Source organism: Nereida ignava, assembly GCF_047114695.1.
Taxonomy (GTDB): domain Bacteria; phylum Pseudomonadota; class Alphaproteobacteria; order Rhodobacterales; family Rhodobacteraceae; genus Nereida; species Nereida ignava.
The window spans coordinates 2,394,135-2,413,204 of record NZ_CP112885.1 but is presented as its reverse complement, the minus strand read 5'-3'; the positions used below and the strand labels follow the sequence as shown (position 1 = coordinate 2,413,204).

Below are 19,070 nucleotides of genomic sequence, written 5' to 3'. Positions count from 1 at the left end.
AGGTATAGGCGTAACAGCGTTACAACTCAAGCCCGACGAGAAGTCCTCAAGTCATTGATAAATATATGAAATTATATATTCACCCAATGCACAGACCGCCTGTTGACGCCCTTACGCCAAGTGCCTATGTTCCGCCAAGTTTGACCTGATGAACCGGAATCTGCGCCATGACTGACACGTCTCACCCCACAGCTTGCCTCGCCCTTGCAGATGGAACGTTGTTCTACGGATTTGGCTTCGGTGCAGAAGGCATCGTTGAAGCTGAACTTTGCTTCAACACGGCAATGACCGGCTACCAAGAGATTATGACAGACCCGTCATACGCCGGCCAGATTGTTACTTTTACGTTCCCACACATTGGCAACACAGGCATCACACCAGAAGATGATGAGCACGCAGACCCAATCGCGGCCGGCATGGTTGTGAAGTGGGACCCGACAGACGCATCGAACTGGCGCTCAACACAAGAACTGGGTGAGTGGCTTAGCGCACGCAACCGCATGGGGCTGGGCGGCGTTGATACACGCGCCCTCACCCGCGCGATACGCCACCAAGGCGCGCCACATGTGGCGATGGAATACCGCGAAGATGGAAAATTCGATATTGAAGCGCTCGTCGCGAAAGCCCGTGATTTCAAGGGCCTCGAAGGGCTCGACCTCGCAAAAGACGTCACATGTGCACAAAGCTACACTTGGGATGAAATGCGGTGGGCTTGGCCCGATGGCCACGCAAAGCGCAGCGAGGCTGGCTTCAAAGTAGTCGCGCTAGATTTCGGCGCAAAACGTAACATTTTGCGGTGCCTTGCGTCTGCGGGATGTGATGTAACTGTTCTACCCGCAAAAGCGACAGCAGAAGAAGTGTTGGCACACAAACCCGACGGTGTGTTCCTGTCAAACGGTCCGGGCGATCCGGCAGCGACGGGTACTTACGCTGTACCAATGATCAAAGACGTTTTGGCGCAATCTAACATTCCGGTCTTTGGTATCTGTCTGGGTCACCAAATGTTGGCTCTCGCCCTTGGTGCACAAACTGTGAAAATGAACCACGGCCACCACGGCGCCAACCACCCTGTTAAGGATTTGGAAACCGGGAAAGTTGAGATCACCTCAATGAACCACGGCTTCACGGTAGATAGCCAAACACTACCCGACGGTGTGCTAGAAACGCATGTTTCTTTGTTTGACGGGTCTAACTGTGGCATCCGGATGGCTGATCGGCCCGTGTTCAGCGTGCAATACCACCCTGAAGCAAGTCCGGGCCCGATGGACAGTTATTACCTGTTTGAACGGTTTGTAGAGCACATGTCTGAGCAGGCAAAAACATCTGCTTGAACGGCTTGGGTTTAACCACTCTTTAAGGATCAGACGCCATCACTAACATGCAGCTTATTGCGGCTGTGCGTTAGTAAAGAGTTGTCATGTCATCCCATCCACTTACCCTTGTTGAGGGGCAATCACGACATTCGTTTGGTTCGGTAAAAAGCGGCTCTCAGGACGCAAGTAGCCCCTTGCTTGATGTGATGCTTGACCTCGGAACACTTGCACCTGCCGATGCGCAAGAAGTTGCTAGCAATGCACGGCATGATTGGACGCCAACCTGCGAATATGTTAATTTTATGTTCATGCTTGACGAGGCGGATATCCTGCGCGCTCAAAGCCTTAAATGCGGTGCACGTATAGTTGACCCCGCAACTCCGTTCCGCCAACCCGAGTTGCTTGAAGATGTAGACATCAGGAAATGTATCAAGAAAGCCATTATTCCACTGCGTAATGTGGGCTCCGCCACTTTAGTCGTGACATCATCGCCTACAAGCTTTGCAGCGGACACTGCACATTTACCCGATCACCTGCATCCGCTCAAAATGGCACTGGCAACACGCCATCAGATCACAGATGTCATCGCCAATGATCACAAAACACGGCTGGCTGAACTGGCCGAAAGTCGTGTTCATTCCGAAGATAGTTGCCGGCATTTAAGTAAGCCCACATCAAGAACAGCAAAAATTCTCTGGCTCTTGGGCTTTGGCAGCGTCGCTTTGTTTATGCCAAAGGTCCTATTTGCAGCGCTGATTGGCTGGGCCATTCTCAGCATGTTCGCAGTTCTTGCGCTCCGCGTTTGGGCCAGCATTGTTTATCTGTGCCAAAACCTCAAAGCACGCCAAGAGACCGCACTCCTTCAATTACCAACAGTATCAATTTTGGTTCCCCTTCTGAATGAGCGCAACATCGCCGGACAGTTAGTCAGACAGCTTAGCCGCCTCGATTATCCCCGTGAAAAGCTTGACGTGTGCTTGATCACCGAAGCCAGTGATAAGGTGACCCAAACCACATTGCGCGAGACGATTTTGCCCCATTGGATACGGGTTCACGAGGTTCCTAAGGGCAGCCTTAAAACCAAACCACGCGCGATGAATTACGCACTCGATTTTTGTCGTGGCAGCATCATCGGGATTTATGATGCTGAAGATGCGCCGGAACCAGATCAGCTGCTCAAGATTGTCCATGGCTTTGCCAACCGCCCCGCCGAAGTGGCATGCCTGCAGGGTGCTCTCGATTTCTATAATCCAAAACAAAACTGGATGTCGCGCTGCTTTACCCTCGAATACGCCACGTGGTTCAGACTAATCTTGCCAGGCTTCCAAGCCCTCGGACTGCCAATTCCACTGGGTGGCACAACAGTTTTCTTTCGCAGGCACGTCCTTGAGGAATTAGGCGGATGGGACGCGCACAACGTGACCGAAGACGCCGAACTCGGCATGCGTTTGGCCAAAGCAGGCTACAGAACCGAATTGATTGACACCACGACCTATGAAGAAGCGTGCTGCGCGCCACGCGCTTGGATCCGTCAACGCTCACGATGGCTAAAGGGATACGCCGCCACATATATGGTGCTAATGAAGGAACCAAAGGCGCTTTTCACGCAATTAGGATGGCGTGGGTTTCTGGGCGTACAGCTGATCTTTTTGTGTACGCTTAGCCAATTCGCATTGGCGCCCCTGATTTTAGGCTTGTGGCTTCTGCCCGTTCAAGAGGTGGCTTCAAGCACGGGGATCAGCTGGCTGACAAGTGCAATCGTGGCGATGTTCATCATGGCTGAAATTGCCAACATCACGGTTACAGCACTTGCAACTCGAAGGGCGGAACATCGCCGGTTTTGGATATGGATACCCACACTACACGCCTATTTCTTCTTGGCGTCACTGGCCTGCTACAAGGCCCTGTGGGAGCTTATTCGCGATCCGTTCTACTGGGATAAAACAAGCCACGGCAAATCCCTCAGAAGTGCCCAGCCATCGCCAGCAGGCGCTAAATCCCCGTTGCCTCGACCGCTTCGGCGTCCGCACGTAGGCGCGTTTGAAAAGCCACCGAAATATGTTCGCGCAGAGCCTGATAAGCACGGTCGCCGTCACCGGTTTCAATAGCCGAAACAATCGCATCGTGTTCTTCAAGGGCAAGCTTGTCGCGCCCCTCAATCGCAAGTGATGTGGTCGCCAACAGCGCCATAGAACGGTGAACAAGATCAAGCTGGCGCACCAAAAAGCGGTTATGACTGGCCAAGTGAATTTGCTTGTGGAACCTACGATTGGCCCGCGACAACGCAGACGGGTCCCCCATCAGCTTGTGATCTTCGTCGACCATTTCACGCAGAACTTTCACTTCTTCAGGTGTGGCATGGCGTGCGGCCAGCTGCGCGGCCAAACCCTCAAGTTCTGCCCGCACCACGTAAAGCTCTGCCAACTGATTATGATCCAGCGACGCAACAATCAGGCTTCGCCCATCACGGGTCAAAAGACTTTGTGTCTCAAGGCGCTGTAACGCTTCGCGAATAGGTGTTCTAGATACGCCAAAACGGTCAGCAAGCTCACTCTCAACCAAGCGCGATCCGGGCTTGTAAACACCTACATCAATCGCATCGAGGATCAGGTCATATGCATCTTTTTGATTTGGTTTCAACATTTTGGCGTCCGTTCTTCGTGCGTTCCCTGACCCTAGCCCGACAGCTCGCACGCTGGCAACCCGTTTGCCATTGACCCACAGTGTGACACAAGTACGGTCCGCGGATGACACACAACCTTCGCGACGCTTTCAGTGATACCCAGACTTGGGTGTTTGACCTCGACCACACGCTTTACCCACCCGATGTTCCGCTGTTTGCCCAAATGGAAGTGCGTATGGTGGACTACATGTGCCGCGTTTTGCAGCTGGACCGTGACACAGCGAATGCCCTGCGCGCCAACTACTGGCGCGATCACGGAACCACATTGGCGGGCCTCATGGCAGAGCATCAGATTGATCCGGACCCGTTTCTTTGGGACGTGCATCAGCTTGATTTCAGCGTTGTCCCCCAAAGCCCAACCCTACGCGATCTGATCACGCGGCTGGATAACCGCAAAATCATCTACACCAACGGAACCGCACCTTACGCTGAAGACGTAACCACAGCGCGCGGTATCGCGGGGCTGTTTGATGCAATCTACGGGGTCGAGCACGCGCATTACCATCCCAAGCCCAACCGCGCTGCTTTTGAAGCCGTTTTCGCACTCGACGGGTTCGACCGAGCGAAAGCGGTCATGTTCGAAGACGACCCCCGTAACCTTGAGGTCCCAAAGGAAATGGGGCTTACCACAGTGCTGATAAGTCCAACGCCCAACCACAGTGCCTTTATTGATTATCAGGCCGCTGACTTGGAAGAATTTTTGTCGCAGATCACCTAAGGCACCTTTCCCTCACCGCATCGCGGGCCTACTTTATAGGTATGGAACGTGCAAAAATCGACATTCTCATATCAGGCGGTGGCATCGCGGGGCTGACGGCTGCTGCTGCATTCGGCACGGCCGGATTTTCCGTAATTTGTGTCGATCCGACGGCCCCAGTGACCGAACGCAACACAGATGGAAGCGATCTGCGCAGTACCGCACTGTTGCAGCCCGCCCGCGACTTTTTGGAAACTGCAGGCATTTGGGCCAAACTCAACCCTCACGCCAGCCCCTTGCAAACGATGCGTATCGTGGATGCGGGCGGCGAAGTTGCAGAGCCCCGCCTCACCCGTGACTTTGACGCCTCCGATATTTCCGACAGGCCCTTTGGCTGGAACCTGCCTAATTGGTTGCTGCGCCGTGAAATGTTGGCCCGCCTTGATGAATTGCCGAACACCACGTTTCGGCCGGGCGTCGGCACCAAAACACTACTTACACGCCAAAGCGAAGCGCTTGTCAGCCTTAGCGATGACACTCAGGTATCTGCACGTCTGGTGATTGGCGCAGATGGCCGCAACAGCCCTGTGCGCCGCGCCCACGGGATTGGGGCACGCACAACTCGATATGGTCAAAAAGCGCTGGCTTTTGCGGTCAACCATCCGATCCCGCATGAAGGTGTCAGTACCGAGGTGCATCGTACTGGGGGGCCGTTCACGTTGGTTCCGCTGCCAGATTACAACGGGATGCCGTCCTCGGCGGTGGTTTGGATGGAACGCGGCGCGCGCGCCAAAGAGTTTTATGAGATGCCCGAAGATGCGTTCAACGACGCCATGTCAGAGCGGTCCTGCCACCTTTATGGCTCGCTGACCCTTGCGAGCCGGCGCACAATTTGGCCAATAATCAGCCAAATCAGCGATCGTTTTTATGCAGAACGCACCGCCCTTATCGCCGAAGCCGCCCATGTTGTGCCGCCGATCGGTGCGCAGGGTTTGAACATGTCCATCGGGGATATGGCGGCGCTGTTGGAGTTATCTCTGCGGGACCCATCCAAGCTGGGTGAGCCTGAGATGCTCGCGCAGTACGAACGTAAACGCATGACTGAAGTCAAAGCGCGGGTAACCGGTGTCGACGCGCTTAACCGTGCCTCAATGATGGCAGCGCGGCCTTTGCGCGATGCGCGCGCCGCGGGGGTTGCCACGCTTTATTCGCTGGCGCCGGTTCGCAAAACGCTGATGCAGCTCGGTCTTGGGGCGCGCGGCTGATACCGCTGCGAAGCTACATGTCACAACGGACCGGGCAAGCGCTGCTCTGACAAAAGCACGTTGGCCTCAACATCACCTGCACCGGGAAGGGTCATGATACGGCGCCGCAAGATGCGCTCAAAATCAGCCAAATCCCGTGCAACCACCCTCAGCCGGTAATCATAAAGCCCCAACATATGCTCGGCCGTTTGCACTTCGGGAATTGCGATAACTGCGCGCTCAAAATCATCCAGGCTGACACGCCCTTTGGTCGCCAGCTTAACGCCCAAAAACACCGTAACACCAAAACCCAACTTTTCGGCATCAAGCTTTACGCGCCGTCCTTTGAAAACGCCTGCCGCTTGTAACTTTTGCAATCTGCGCCACGTGGCTGGTTGGCTCAGCCCCAAATCACGGCCCAACGCACCCGCAGATTGTGTAGCGTCACGCTGCATCGCCTTGACCAAAGCCATATCGATCGCGTCCCAGCTCACAACGGCAACCTTTCATCTGATTTTAGCGTCGACACCAACATCAACGCCTCAATATCCGAGATATGTGGCAGTGTTAGGATGCGGTCCCGGTAAAGCATCTGATAGTGTGCCATATCCCGCGCGACCACAAAAAGCCGCACATCTACGCGCCCCAAAAACGTCTGAATTTCAGTGACTTCAGGCACATCACGGGCGGCGGCCTGAAATTCGTCAAACGCACGCGCTTGGGTTTTATCAAGGGTGATGCGCAACGAAACGGACACCTCAAATCCAAGTGCCGCCCAATCGACCACAGCCTCTTGCCCACGGTACAGCCCAGCATCACGCAACTTATCAAGCCTGCGGGTCACTTTAGCGGCCGTCAGACCACACCGGTCAGCAATTTCATGCATTGCTGCATCTGGCGTGTACTGCAACGTGCGCAGAATGCGTCTATCAAGGTCATCAAGCATGAATTTATCTATAAAACAATTTCCGACGAATGAAACTGTCGAAAATAGTCACAAAAATTATATTTCTAACATCGCAATTGTCTTGAACAGGTCGTAGAAGGTTCTCAGACATTCACAAAGCACTCAGACAAAGGAATTTGATATGCGCGTTTATTATGATCGCGATTGCGATGTTAACCTGATCAAAGACAAAAAAGTAGCCATCCTCGGTTATGGCAGCCAAGGCCACGCCCACGCGCTTAACCTGCGCGATTCAGGTGCGAAAAACCTTGTTGTTGCTCTGCGCGAAGGCTCACCTTCCGCGAAGAAAGCCGAAGGCGAAGGCCTAAAAGTTATGGGCATCGCCGAAGCCGCAGCTTGGTGTGATGTGATCATGTTCACAATGCCCGACGAGCTTCAGGCAGAAACATACAAAAAATACGTCCATGACAACATCAAGCCAGGCTCCGCAATCGCGTTTGCCCACGGCCTGAACGTACACTTTGGTTTGATTGAGCCAAAAGAAGGCGTCGACGTGATCATGATGGCTCCCAAAGGCCCAGGCCACACAGTACGCGGCGAATACACCAAAGGCGGCGGCGTGCCATGCTTGGTAGCGGTACATGAAAACGCATCAGGCAAAGCGCTTGAAATCGGTCTGTCATACTGTTCCGCAATTGGTGGCGGCCGTTCAGGCATCATCGAAACCAACTTCCGTGAAGAGTGCGAAACTGACCTCTTTGGTGAGCAGGCAGTCCTTTGTGGTGGCCTTGTTGAGCTGATCCGCGCAGGCTTCGAAACACTCGTTGAAGCAGGCTATGCACCAGAAATGGCGTATTTTGAGTGCTTGCACGAAGTGAAGCTTATTGTTGATCTGATCTATGAAGGCGGCATCGCCAACATGAACTACTCAATCTCCAACACAGCTGAGTACGGCGAATACGTCAGCGGCCCACGCGTGCTGCCATACGACGAAACAAAAGCCCGCATGAAAGCGATCCTGACAGACATCCAAACAGGTAAATTCGTGCGTGACTTCATGCAGGAAAACGCTGTTGGTCAGCCGTTCTTCAAAGGCACACGTCGCATCAACGACGAGCACATGATCGAAGAAACTGGTGCGAAACTGCGCGAAATGATGCCGTGGATTTCTGCTGGCAAAATGGTCGACAAAGAAAAGAACTAAGGTCTCTTACCTTGTTCACTTGGGCCTCCGCATCTGCGGGGGCCTTTTTGTTTGTGTTTGCCTGCACAGGCGCATTTAACTCTCGCCACTGGACCAAAGCGCGCCTAGTGTCAGCCCATGAGTAACACCATCCCTACCCCCGAAAATCCCGGTGCATTTAACTGGTTCCTGATCTGCTTTTTGGGCGTGATTTGGGGCAGCGCATTCATGAGCATCAGCGTGGCGCTACAAGAATACCCGCCATTTACTCTGGCAGCGCTGCGCGTCTTTTTCGGCGCAATTGTTTTGTGCATCATGGGCGTCATCATGGGCCAGCCAATCACGCGCATTCATCAGACCGCGGGGTTATCCGGATGGAGCTACAGCGCCGTCATTGGTTTTATCACCGTCACCGCACCGTTTTTGCTGCTGTGTTGGGGTATTCAATACGTGCCATCCGCGTTCGCTGGTGTCGCGATGGGGGCAATCCCGCTCATTATCCTGCCGCTTGCCTATATCTTCTCACCTGAGGAAGGCATCGGCCCACGTCGCATTATCGGTGTGGTGCTGGGCTTTGCTGGATTGGCGCTGCTGTTGGGAAAAGGCGCGCTTGAGACCACATCTGCCCAGACGTTTTGGGGACAGCTTGCCTGTCTTGCAGCGGCTGCGTGTTATGCGGTCGGCTCAATTATTACCCGGCGTGCGCCGCGCATCCCGCCCGTGGCATTCGCCAGTGGCACGCTAGCTGTCGGCGCTGCGATGCTTATCCCATTTGCGATTATTGCCGAAGGCATGCCACGTCTTAGCTGGAGTTTTGAGACCCTAACGGTCTTTTATCTTGCTGCCCTGCCAACCGGCTTGGCTGCGGCAATCCGTGTGATTGTTGTGCAATCAGCGGGCTCCGTCTTTATGTCACTGACGTCTTATCAAGTGCCAATCTGGTCAGCCGTGTTCGGGATCGTACTGCTTGGCGAGGCCCTGTCAGCACAGCTGTTCATCGCCCTCGCGCTCATCCTTTTGGGTATCGGGATCAGCCAATGGCGCAGCTTGGTTCTGGTCGCGCAAAGTATCCGCTCAAAGAAGTAACAGCCTAGACCACTTGTGCTGCTATCTCATCGACAACACCCTGCACCACTGCTTCAAGAAGGGTCGCATCTTCGCATTCGGCCATGACGCGGATCAACGGCTCAGTCCCTGATTTACGGATAAGTAACCGCCCCTTGCCAGCCAGATCAACCTCAGCCGCAGCAATCGCCTGCTGAACTGACGCGGCTTCAAGCGGCGCTGTTCCGCTTGGGTAGCGCACGTTTTTCAAAAGCTGTGGCACAGTCTCGAACGTACTCGACAGATCAGACGCGCTGTGACCGGTACGGATCATTTCACACATAAACTGCAGCCCCGCCAACAAGCCGTCGCCGGTTGTGGCATAGTCCGTCATCACAATATGGCCCGATTGCTCGCCGCCCAAGTTAAACCCGCCTTTGCGCATCGCTTCAACCACATGCCGGTCACCAACCGCCGTACGCAACAAGGTCATCCCGCGATCCGCTAGGTACCGCTCAAGACCAAGGTTCGACATCACTGTGGCAACCAAAGTACGCGCGTTCAAACGCCCTGCAGACGCCCATGAGCCTGCCAAAAGCGCCATCAACTGATCGCCGTCTGCAATGCGGCCCTTTTCATCGATGATCATCACGCGGTCTGCGTCGCCATCAAGACAAATGCCCAGATCCGCACCGTTTTCAATAACCGCTTGCGCCGCCATATGCGGTGCCGTTGAGCCGCAGTTGTCGTTGATGTTGAACCCATTTGGCGATGTCCCAACGGGGATCACATCAGCGCCAAGTTCCCATAAAATCTCGGGCGCCGTTCGGTGCGCCGCACCATTCGCGCAATCAATCACAACTTTCAGCCCTTGCAACGAGATACCTGCAAGCGATGTTTTTAGGCGCTCACCGTAGCGGAAACGCCCCTCATCAATTCGCTTGGCGCGGCCAATATTATCAGGTTGCGCGGGGCTGGTGCCTTCGTGAACCAGTTGTTCAATCGCGGCCTCTGCCTCATCTGACAACTTAAACCCATCAGGACCAAATAGCTTGATACCGTTATCCATATGCGGGTTATGGGAGGCGGAAATCATCACGCCCACATCCGCGCGCATCGATGTAGTCAACATCCCCACCGCCGGTGTGGGCACCGGGCCTAGCAGGAAACAATCCATGCCGGTGCTGGTAAATCCGGCCGTCAAAGCGTTCTCAAACATGTAGCCCGACAGACGGGTATCTTTGCCAATCACGACACGGTGACGTTTGTTGTCACGGCGAAAGTACCGCCCCGCCGCTGCACCAAGGCGCAAAGCCATCTCGACGGTCATAGGATATTGGTTCGCCGTGCCGCGCACCCCGTCGGTGCCAAACAGTTTCGTAGTCATATTTAGTACCCGTTAGCTACAAAATTGCGCCGGCCATATCAAAAGCTGCGCGTGTCGCCTCTATATCATGAACGCGGGTGATCTGAACCCCTTGCCGAAACCCTTCAAGCGCCACCGCGACAGAACCAATAACCCGCTGGTCCGCTTGGGGGGCATTTGTGATTGTGCCAATAAAGCGTTTGCGCGACGCCCCGAGCAAGATCGGGCACCCAAGGCTGTGTAGCACGCTCAGCCGTTTCAACAGCGCCAGATTATGCTCAAGCGTTTTGCCAAAACCAATGCCAGGATCGATCCAGATATCTGTGCGTGCAATCCCACACGCCACAGCCGCCTCAATGCGCTCAGACAAAAAGTCATACACATCGAGCACAACGTCATCGTACTGCGGATCGTCCTGCATCGTCTCCGGATCCCCGCTTGCGTGCATCAAGCAGATAGGCGCACGGGACGACGCGGTGACTGTGCCCATAGCCGGATCATGGGTCATCGCGTAGACATCATTGACCAAAGTCGCACCCGCCGCCAAAGCCGCCTCGGCAACATCTGCTTTTCGTGTGTCGATGCTGATTGGCGTGTGTGCTGTTGCGTCGTGGTTTCGCAAAGCTGCAATCACGGGAACCGTGCGCTCTATCTCAACGTGGCTGGGCACATAGTCCGCACCGGGCCGCGTGCTTTCCCCGCCGATATCCAGCATATCCGCACCAGCCTCCTGCATCGCAATCGCGTGGTTTATTGCTTCGTCAAAACCTTCGAACTTACTGCCATCGGAAAAGCTGTCTGGCGTGACATTGAGAATACCCATGATGTTGGCACGCGCCATATTAAGCCCCGCAACCTGCCCACGCGGGGACGTAAGACGCGATAGAACGTGATCTGGCACGTCAGCCGCCGGGATGATGCGCGGTATCGCGTTGCGGCTCATAACTTCTACGGTGTCGAACCACGTCCACCCACCCGCCAAAACATAGGCGCCGTTCGGACGGGCGATATCAGTCTGAACGATTGGGCGAAAATAGTCAGTCATTAGCCTTCGTGACACTCAAAGCTGTGCCGCATCGTCGGCATGACGTGTGACACGAATATCGCCAACTGCGGCATCCGCGGGCAACTCAGCGCCGATAAGCATCAATTCAGACGCGCTCATGTGGCGGGCAAACCAGGCTGCTAATGAAGGGCCATCAGATGGGGCCGTCGCGGGTCCTTCAACAGCATCGAGCACAATTTTAGACGGTGCCCATACGGCGATTTGGCCATTTTTCATTGACCAATCGAGCTCAGTCAACGTTCCAACCACCACGCATCGCGCGTCACGGGCGGCCAGCACCCAAGCGTTTTGTTCAATTGCCAGCAAATCAATCCGGCGTTGCGGCGCGCCAAGTGATACGGCCGGCGCGGTAGTCTCGCCCATGCCAACGCACAAGATCAAAGGCAATTCGCGCTTTGCAAGTGTATCAATCCAGCCGCTTAGATGCGTCGAATGAAGTGCCTCGTTTGACAGATAAACAACACAAGGGTGAACCGTTTCCGGCGCGTCCTCAACAACACTCAGCGACCTCGAGCGTACAATCTCAACCCCAAGGGCAAACGGCCCACGGTCCAGCTTTTGAATGCGTACAAAAGCACGCATCGCCTGTGGCTCAATCAAAATACGGTCCGCAATCCGTTCTGCCAAGGTTTCAAGCAGGTTCAACCGCTCGGCGGCCAGCTCAATGGCAACAGCCTCGGTAATGCGGTCGTAGGACAAAATCCGGTCCACATCATCGCCGATGGGCCCCTCAAGCGGCTTCACTTCCACCACGATATCAAAACGAACGCGCTGTGTTGTGCCACGCTCAAGCTGAAAAGCGCCAATCTCAACATCCACAATATGGTCGCGCACAGAGATACGGTCGAGCGGATGAACCGCAGTTGTCGCCTCGGAACGCTCGGACGGATGGGCAAAAGCCAGATGGATGTCGTTTGTCATGGCCGTGGGCATATCGCGGATAATTGCGTAGAACCAGACAGATTGCGACATGGGGGCAACCGTATACGGTGTTTGCTGGCCCGCGACCCAGATGCTAAGCAACGCCATGAACCAAGCGCCCTCCTCCTCCGCCGTGGCAACCGTGACCGTTGTTGTCATCGGCGTTCTGTGGGGGTTTTACTGGATGCCCGTCCGGTATTTACAAGACGCAGGCCTGCCCGGGGCTTGGGGTACATTCGGCATCGCCCTCGCGGCAACCTTTGTGTTGGGGATTTCAGTCCTGATTGCGCGCCCGAACGTTCCGCGTGATTGGCCCACTTACGGAGCATTGGCATTGGGCGGTGCAGCCTTCGCCATGTATTCGGTGGGCTTTGCCTATGGGCGTGTGGCAATCGTCATCCTGCTTTTCTTTTTGACCCCAGTCTGGAGCACCTTGATTGCACGTTTCATTCTGGGTCGTACAACCAGCGTAACCCGCCTTGCAGCAATTGTGATCGGGCTGCTTGGGCTTTTTGTGATGCTCGGCGCGGATGGTGGGGTACCGTTACCGCGTAGCATCGGGGACTGGCTTGCGCTGGCGTCTGGCATCTGCTGGTCCCTTTCGAGCACGATCATTCATGAGCGTGAACCGATCAAACCGCTGCTTGCGGCTTTCGCATTTGCCAGTGGTGCGGCAGTGCTTTCGGGTGTTTGTATCTTGGCCCTGCCAACGCAACCGCTTGACCTTAGCGTGCTAACACCGCCGACCCTTTTGATCACAGCTGTTACCGGCACGCTTTGGTGGGGTGTCTCTATGGCAGGTCTGATGTGGGCAACGGCCCTGCTCGAACCTGCGCGCGTCGGCATCTTGCTGATGAGCGAAGTGCTGATCGGCGCGCTTTCTGCCGCTTTTTTAGTCGGAGAGCCATTGCTTCCGTTCGAGCTGATCGGCGGCGCGTTGGTCCTAAGTGCTGCAATTCTCGAGGTCTGGCCTACAAAGGCCAGACAGCCCTAACTGCCGTAGCTTTGACGATAAAAATGGTGAAAGCCAATTGTCGCGGTGCGCGGATAGACCCGTGCCCAGTTAGGCCGCACGCTTTTGGTATGATAATGGGTCGCACCAGCAGTCAGCGCTGGAAGGTTGCCTTGCAACGTTAGCTTGGCGATCTTGCCAACACGGGTCCATGCCCGTGGCTCGCCGATGATTTCTTTCTTGCCGTCGCAAGTATAGGTGAACTGACACGCAAACTTACGGCCTGTCCCTTGATTAATAACGCCACACACAGTGTTGGGATATTTAGCAGACTTAACGCGGTTCATAATGACCTCGGCCACTGCAAATTGGCCTTTCACGCTTTCGCCGCGCGCCTCAAAATAAAGCGCCTCTGAGAGACATTTCCAACTTTCACCTCCTGAAGCGGCAGGCAATTGCGCCAAATAACTGCGCTCGTACGCGACGCCGAGCAACCCGCTGGGCCGGCGCTTTGGCAGCAAAGACACCTGAGGGGCAGCAGTCAGCGTATCAAGCCGGTTTGACGGGACCATCTGAAAAGCCGCATTTTCAGTCTTTAGAAGACCAACAATATGCGCTGAAACCTTGAGCGCTGTGCCATCGGCCGCCTCAGCATCGCGGGTCTCAGCGATAACGCCAAAACCGGCAACGAGAGCCAAAACACTGCAAACGCGCTGAGCGCGTGAGATCAAAGAAGTTCGGGGCATGCGCCATCCAGAGTTGTTTCAAGGGCAGACAGCACAGCCAATACATCTATAAATAAGGCTTAAATGCGCGTCTGAGGCGGGCTGTTAAGCCAATTCAGCATACAAATCTACCCCCCGTTCCTGACTAGGCGGTATGCACGGGATGCAAATCGTCGCAGTGCAGCAAAAGGTTTAGGAAAACCAATATGTTCCAAACAAAAGCTGGAAACTTAGCTTGGGCGGCCCAACGCCAATTGCGCCGCGATCAGCCGTGCAACAGGAACCCGAAACGGAGAGCAGGACACGTAATCGAATCCCTGCGCGCGCGCAAATGCCATCGCTGGTGCCGATCCACCGTGCTCGCCGCAGATGGACAATACCACGTCTTTTGCAGTCGCCCGCCCACGGTCTGCACCAATTTGTACCAACTCGCCCACACCTTCTTCGTCGAAATATTGAAACGGATCTTCTGCGAAAACTTGTTGCTGCACATAGGTCGACATAAACCGGCCCGCATCGTCACGAGACAAGCCATAGGTCATTTGTGTCAGATCGTTCGTCCCAAAGGACAAAAACGCGGAATGCTGGGCGATGTCGCCTGCGCGCAAAGCCGCGCGCGGCGTTTCAACCATCACGCCCAGCTTATAGTCAAATGTCTGGCCCGAGCTGACCATCACGGCCGATGCAACCGCATCGATGCGAATTTTCAACAGCTCAACTTCACGTTTGGCACTGACCAAAGGCAACATGATTTCAGGCGTCACCGCATGGCCGCGCTGATGCGCTGCCGCCGTTGCCTCAAAAATCGCCTGGGCTTGCATATCGTAAATCTCGGGCAACGTGATCCCAAGGCGCACCCCGCGCAAACCCAACATTGGGTTGAACTCTGACATCTGATCTACCCGCGCAATCACATCTGACAGCGGCAGGTTCATAGCTTCTGCCAAATCGCGCATGCCATCCCGATCCGACGGCAAAATTTCATGGAGCGGCGGATCAAACAGCCGGATACACACGGGCAAGCCCGCCATGATCTCAAACAATTGTCCGAAATCATCCCGCTGCATTGGCAACAACCGCTCAAGCGCCGCACGGCGGTCCTCAGAGGTATCTGCAAAGATCATCTCGCGCATCACGGTAAGGCGGTCACCGTCAAAAAACATGTGCTCTGTACGGCAAAGCCCAATGCCTTCCGCGGCGAAATTACGGGCGGTTTGCGCATCCGCAGGGGTATCCGCGTTGGCCCGCACGCCAATATCGCGCACCTCATCGGCCCACCCCAAAAGCGTTTGAAAGGCCCCATCAAGAGAGGGCTCCACAAGAGTGACCTCACCCACCAAAACTTCGCCCGTGGTGCCATCAATCGTGATCTTGTCACCGGCCTTCAAGACAAGTCCATCTTGGGTGGTAAGCGTTTTGTCTCGGGCGGAAATACTCAGGCCCGCAGCCCCAACAATTGACGGCAGGCCAAGACCGCGGCCGATCACAGCCGCGTGGCTTGTCATGCCGCCCCGCTCGGTCAAAACACCCGCAGCCACGTTCATTCCACGAATGTCTTCGGGCGCAGTTTCACGGCGCACCAATATGCATTTCTCGCCTTGCGCCGCAAGCGCCTGCGCCTCATTGGCAGAAAATGTGATTTGCCCCATTGCAGCACCTGGCGATGCAGCAAGGCCCTTTGCGACCACATTCCGGTCAGTGCCAGCCGCAACTTGGCGGTGCAGCAATTCTGACAACATGTTGGGCGGAATACGCAGCAACGCATCCTCGCGCGCGATGATTTTGTCTTGTGCCAAAGCCACCGCCACATTCACAGCCGCGCGGGCGGACCGTGTTACGCGGATACCATCAAGGATGAACAGCTCTCCGTCTTGGATGGTAAATTCATGCTCCATTTCCTCGCGCAGCTTACCGCGCGAAGTCTCCATATGCGCCAAAAGCTGCGCATATAACTCGGGATGACGCTCCTCCAGAGAGGGGCCGCGCGCGTCTCGCGTCAGGTATATCGCACGGTCGGCATCCATTGCATCGCGCCCTTGGCTTTGGCCCAAGAACCGACCGCAAATCATCCGCTCACCGGTCGTTTGGTTGATGCCCATGATCACACCAGAGCCGCAATTGCCCCGCCCGACGCCAAGCTTCATCTCTTGCACAACAAGTCCCAAGCCCGCATCTGCCGGCGCGCCTTTTGCTTGGCGCAGCAAATGTGCAGTTGTGCCTTCCCAAGCACGCGCCATGGACCGCAGAACCTCGCCCAATTGTTGCTTGGGGTCTTGCGGGAATACTTCATCAGTTTCGGCAAAATACGCGCGTAACGCATCATCAAGCGCCTCGCGCGGGCGCTCAATGGGTTGGGTGAACTCATCAGGATCAAGGCGCGCCACATTGACCGCATAGGATTGCACGAACCGCAAATACATCAGCGCGGCGGCGTCTGTGCCAATCTCATCAGACAGTCCCGTAAAACGCGCGTCATTCATACCAATGTTTAGAACTGCTGACGGCCCCCCCCAATCACTGTCTTGGCTGGACGGGCGCACACTAAAGAGAGCGTCTTGCGCAAATTCCGCCAGAATAGCGCCCAAGTCTGGGCCCATACCGTTGGCAATCGCGCGGACAGTTTTGAACGGTAGCGCCACAGTACGTGGCACAGGCATGTCGAGGCGGATCAGACGCTGCAAGCATTTTGCCCGCCCGCCGTGGGTGTCAGCAGCCATGGTTGCTTGCGCTGAGATGACCGTGAAGTCGTTGATTTCGATAGCTTGCTGCATCGCCGCATCCCGTTCAGTTGGCCGCAGCATAGGGGCTTTTTGGCAAGGAACAAGTACTTGCTCCTTGCCGTTTAATCACACAGTTCCAGCCACCCGAGCCGTACCGCGCTATCCCTCGATACGGGTCAGGTCAGCCACCGCACCGCAGGTTGTGCGGATACGGCTTAGCAGGTTCAGGCGGTTTCGGCGAATAATTTCGCTATCAGCATTGATTTTCACATCGTCAAAGAACGCATCGATTGGTGCACGCAACTGCGCCATTGCCGACATTGCAGCAGCAAAATCACCACTTTTCATTGCCGATGCAATCGCAGCGTCAGCGGTGTCCAAGGCTCCGAACAAGGCTTTCTCTGTGTCGGCTTCTGCAAACTTGATGTCTGCCCCGAAGGAGTACTCCACCCCGTCTTTAGCTTCCGCTTGGCTGAGGATGTTGTTGGCGCGCTTGAACCCTTGGATCAGGTTTTCTCCGTCATCGGTTTTTAGCGCGTCCGACAACGCGCGTGCGCGTTTGACCAACAAGTTCAAATCATCGTTGCCGTCCATCGCCGTGCACGCATCAATGATGTCATGGCGAATGCCTTGATCGCGCAAGTAGACTTTCAGGCGGTCGTGGAAGAAGGCCAATAGATCAGAGGCATCTGCATCTGCGTGCGCTGCTGAAATGATATCGCCAAGGGGCAAAGTCAGGTCGTTTTCAAGAATTAGACGAGTCACACCCAATGCCGCACGCCGAAGGGCAAACGGATCTTTGGAGCCTGTCGGTTTTTCATCAATCGCCCAGAAGCACGCCAGCGTATCCAGCTTATCTGCAAGGGCAACGGCCACTGACACAGGCGCAGTTGGCACCGCATCAGTCGGACCGAGAGGGGAATAATGTTCTTGTGCTGCGGCTGCGATTGCCTCGGACATACCAGCGGCCGTGGCGTAATAGCGCCCCATAAGCCCCTGCAATTCGGGGAACTCATAAACCATTTCCGAGCTTAAGTCAGCTTTGGCAACACCTGCCGCCTGTTCTGTCTCGTTGGCATTAGACCCGGTTACATCCGCCAAACGGCGCGCCAAGGCGACGATCCGTGTAATGCGGTCTGCTTGTGAGCCCAGCTTGTTGTGGAACGTCACATTGCTTAGCGCATCGGTCCAAGGTGCCATGCCTGCTTTGGCGATGCGCAAGTCATTTTCCCAAAAGAATTTTGCATCAGCCAAACGGGCCGACAGCACTTTTTGGTTGCCCGCCAGAATAGTTGCACCATTGTCGGCTGTTGCGATGTTGGCCACGGTTACAAACCGTTCAATGCGGCCCGTTTTGGTGCTGCGAACCGAGAAGAACTTTTGGTGCTCGCGCATGGAGGTCTGCAAAACCTCCGCTGGCAATTCAAGAAAGTCCTCATCAATTGTGCCCATCAACACAACCGGATGCTCTACAAGGTTAGCAACCTCGGCCAACAGGCCCGCATCTTCGATAACTTCAAAACCGCCCGCAAAGGCTTGGTTAGTGGCATCTTGCCAAATCGCGTCAGACCGCTCAGCCGCGTCCAAAACCACATGAGCGCGTGAAAGCTTGCTTGTGTAATCATCGAATGACGAGACAGCAAACGCGTCAGGCGCATGAAAGCGGTGACCCCGTGTGGTGTTAGAAGAAACGATCCCTTCAACCTCAAGAGGGACCACACGTGCTCCCTCTTCATCGCTGAGAATACACAGGATTGAATGAAGCGGCCGGACCCATTTCAGATTGCCAGCCCCCCACCGCATGGATTTCGGCCACGGAAAGTTGCGCACCGCAGCTTCAAGAACTTCAGCAATGACATCTTCTGCCAAACGCCCTGGTTTATGGATTGCCGCAAAATAGACCTCTTTCTTGCCAACAGTCCGCACTTCAAGATCATCTTTGCTGACACCAGCACCGCGCAAAAACCCTTCGATTGCTTTGTCGGGTGCGCCAACGGCGGGACCTTTGCGTTCTTCTACAGTCGGTTTGCTTTGCGCCAGCAACTCGCCCACAGCCAAGGTCAAACGACGTGGGGTGTGAAAAGCCGCGGCCCCCGCATAGGTCAACCCTGCCTCAACCAAGCCACCTGTAATCAGCTTTTGCAGGTCCTTTGCGGCACGCGCTTGCATGCGCGCTGGAATTTCTTCGGAAAAGAGTTCAATCAAAAGATCGGGCATATCGGGTCCTTAATCGCGGGTCGCGAGGGTAT

15 protein-coding genes and 1 pseudogene are annotated in these 19,070 nt (G+C 55.2%); 7 read left to right on the top strand and 9 right to left on the bottom strand.

What is annotated here, in order from left to right:
- Positions 1–167 precede the first annotated feature (167 nt).
- Together carA and OLX08_RS11845 are read left to right on the top strand one after the other, a co-directional pair.
- Positions 168–1,331 carry a glutamine-hydrolyzing carbamoyl-phosphate synthase small subunit gene (gene carA, locus OLX08_RS11850; RefSeq protein WP_391481594.1) on the top strand — a complete coding sequence of 388 codons (1,164 nt, stop codon included), beginning with the start codon at positions 168–170 and terminating at the stop codon, positions 1,329–1,331.
- Between the two features lie 86 nt (positions 1,332–1,417).
- Positions 1,418–3,421, top strand: coding sequence for a glycosyltransferase family 2 protein (locus OLX08_RS11845; protein WP_391481592.1), 2,004 nt, complete (start codon positions 1,418–1,420; stop codon positions 3,419–3,421).
- Here the strand turns inward: OLX08_RS11845 and OLX08_RS11840 are convergent.
- Positions 3,306–3,956 (bottom strand): GntR family transcriptional regulator, encoded by a 651-nt coding sequence (locus OLX08_RS11840; RefSeq protein WP_334066708.1) that lies wholly within the window; start codon positions 3,954–3,956, stop codon positions 3,306–3,308. The genes OLX08_RS11845 and OLX08_RS11840 overlap by 116 nt on opposite strands.
- A 104-nt stretch (positions 3,957–4,060) precedes the next feature.
- Here OLX08_RS11840 and OLX08_RS11835 point away from each other — a divergent pair, with 104 nt between their 5' ends.
- Positions 4,061–4,714, top strand: a complete 654-nt coding sequence (locus tag OLX08_RS11835) for a pyrimidine 5'-nucleotidase (protein WP_391481589.1) — start codon at positions 4,061–4,063, stop codon at positions 4,712–4,714.
- Positions 4,715–4,755: 41 nt separating this feature from the next.
- Positions 4,756–5,958, top strand: coding sequence for a UbiH/UbiF family hydroxylase (locus OLX08_RS11830; protein WP_391481588.1), 1,203 nt, complete (start codon positions 4,756–4,758; stop codon positions 5,956–5,958).
- 20 nt (positions 5,959–5,978) lie between these two features.
- On the opposite strand, the gene OLX08_RS11825 is transcribed toward OLX08_RS11830, so the two are convergent.
- Positions 5,979–6,410, bottom strand: coding sequence for an Lrp/AsnC family transcriptional regulator (locus OLX08_RS11825; protein ID WP_391483260.1), 432 nt, complete (start codon positions 6,408–6,410; stop codon positions 5,979–5,981).
- Between the two features lie 17 nt (positions 6,411–6,427).
- Positions 6,428–6,883, bottom strand: a complete 456-nt coding sequence (locus OLX08_RS11820; RefSeq protein WP_391481586.1) for an Lrp/AsnC family transcriptional regulator — start codon at positions 6,881–6,883, stop codon at positions 6,428–6,430.
- A 124-nt stretch (positions 6,884–7,007) separates the two neighbouring features.
- Here OLX08_RS11820 and ilvC point away from each other — a divergent pair.
- Positions 7,008–8,048: pseudogene (gene ilvC, locus OLX08_RS11815) on the top strand (ketol-acid reductoisomerase); the annotation flags it as partial.
- A gap of 117 nt (positions 8,049–8,165) precedes the next feature.
- The gene (locus tag OLX08_RS11810) at positions 8,166–9,113 is read left to right on the top strand and encodes a DMT family transporter (RefSeq protein WP_391481585.1); all 948 of its coding nucleotides are present in this window, start codon (positions 8,166–8,168) and stop codon (positions 9,111–9,113) included.
- A gap of 4 nt (positions 9,114–9,117) precedes the next feature.
- Here OLX08_RS11810 and glmM read toward each other — a convergent pair whose 3' ends face one another.
- From glmM to OLX08_RS11795, 3 genes are read right to left on the bottom strand one after another with little or no spacing between them, the layout of a single operon-like run.
- Entirely contained in the window at positions 9,118–10,458 is a 1,341-nt protein-coding gene (gene glmM / locus OLX08_RS11805) for a phosphoglucosamine mutase (protein WP_391481584.1), read from the bottom strand.
- A 16-nt stretch (positions 10,459–10,474) separates the two neighbouring features.
- On the bottom strand, positions 10,475–11,482 hold the full coding sequence (gene folP, locus OLX08_RS11800; protein ID WP_391481583.1) for a dihydropteroate synthase: 1,008 nt from the start codon (positions 11,480–11,482) through the stop codon (positions 10,475–10,477).
- A 15-nt stretch (positions 11,483–11,497) separates the two neighbouring features.
- Positions 11,498–12,424, bottom strand: a complete 927-nt coding sequence (locus tag OLX08_RS11795; protein WP_391483258.1) for a dihydroneopterin aldolase — start codon at positions 12,422–12,424, stop codon at positions 11,498–11,500.
- 106 nt (positions 12,425–12,530) lie between these two features.
- Between OLX08_RS11795 and OLX08_RS11790 the strand changes: the two genes are divergently transcribed.
- The gene (locus tag OLX08_RS11790) at positions 12,531–13,418 is read left to right on the top strand and encodes a DMT family transporter (RefSeq protein ID WP_391481582.1); all 888 of its coding nucleotides are present in this window, start codon (positions 12,531–12,533) and stop codon (positions 13,416–13,418) included.
- On the opposite strand, the gene OLX08_RS11785 is transcribed toward OLX08_RS11790, so the two are convergent.
- The 3 genes from OLX08_RS11785 to glyS all read right to left on the bottom strand — a co-directional run bounded on the left by OLX08_RS11785 (position 13,415) and on the right by glyS (position 19,038).
- On the bottom strand, positions 13,415–14,122 hold the full coding sequence (locus OLX08_RS11785) for a cell wall hydrolase (protein ID WP_391481581.1): 708 nt from the start codon (positions 14,120–14,122) through the stop codon (positions 13,415–13,417). The two genes, OLX08_RS11790 and OLX08_RS11785, sit on opposite strands and share 4 nt — an antisense overlap.
- A 209-nt stretch (positions 14,123–14,331) precedes the next feature.
- Entirely contained in the window at positions 14,332–16,902 is a 2,571-nt protein-coding gene (locus OLX08_RS11780) for a putative PEP-binding protein (RefSeq protein WP_391481580.1), read from the bottom strand.
- 78 nt (positions 16,903–16,980) lie between these two features.
- A complete protein-coding gene (gene glyS, locus OLX08_RS11775; protein WP_391481579.1) occupies positions 16,981–19,038 on the bottom strand; it encodes a glycine--tRNA ligase subunit beta in 2,058 nt (685 codons plus the stop codon).
- Between the last annotated feature and the right edge of the window lie 32 nt (positions 19,039–19,070).

Coding starts and splice junctions, on each gene's coding strand:
- carA (WP_391481594.1), top strand. CDS start 168: ATGACTGACACGTCTCACCCCACAGCTTGCCTCGCCCTTGCAGATGGA.
- OLX08_RS11845 (WP_391481592.1), top strand. CDS start 1,418: ATGTCATCCCATCCACTTACCCTTGTTGAGGGGCAATCACGACATTCG.
- OLX08_RS11840 (WP_334066708.1), bottom strand. CDS start 3,956: ATGTTGAAACCAAATCAAAAAGATGCATATGACCTGATCCTCGATGCG.
- OLX08_RS11835 (WP_391481589.1), top strand. CDS start 4,061: ATGACACACAACCTTCGCGACGCTTTCAGTGATACCCAGACTTGGGTG.
- OLX08_RS11830 (WP_391481588.1), top strand. CDS start 4,756: ATGGAACGTGCAAAAATCGACATTCTCATATCAGGCGGTGGCATCGCG.
- OLX08_RS11825 (WP_391483260.1), bottom strand. CDS start 6,410: ATGGCTTTGGTCAAGGCGATGCAGCGTGACGCTACACAATCTGCGGGT.
- OLX08_RS11820 (WP_391481586.1), bottom strand. CDS start 6,883: ATGCTTGATGACCTTGATAGACGCATTCTGCGCACGTTGCAGTACACG.
- OLX08_RS11810 (WP_391481585.1), top strand. CDS start 8,166: ATGAGTAACACCATCCCTACCCCCGAAAATCCCGGTGCATTTAACTGG.
- glmM (WP_391481584.1), bottom strand. CDS start 10,458: ATGACTACGAAACTGTTTGGCACCGACGGGGTGCGCGGCACGGCGAAC.
- folP (WP_391481583.1), bottom strand. CDS start 11,482: ATGACTGACTATTTTCGCCCAATCGTTCAGACTGATATCGCCCGTCCG.
- OLX08_RS11795 (WP_391483258.1), bottom strand. CDS start 12,424: ATGACAAACGACATCCATCTGGCTTTTGCCCATCCGTCCGAGCGTTCC.
- OLX08_RS11790 (WP_391481582.1), top strand. CDS start 12,531: ATGAACCAAGCGCCCTCCTCCTCCGCCGTGGCAACCGTGACCGTTGTT.
- OLX08_RS11785 (WP_391481581.1), bottom strand. CDS start 14,122: ATGCCCCGAACTTCTTTGATCTCACGCGCTCAGCGCGTTTGCAGTGTT.
- OLX08_RS11780 (WP_391481580.1), bottom strand. CDS start 16,902: ATGCTGCGGCCAACTGAACGGGATGCGGCGATGCAGCAAGCTATCGAA.
- glyS (WP_391481579.1), bottom strand. CDS start 19,038: ATGCCCGATCTTTTGATTGAACTCTTTTCCGAAGAAATTCCAGCGCGC.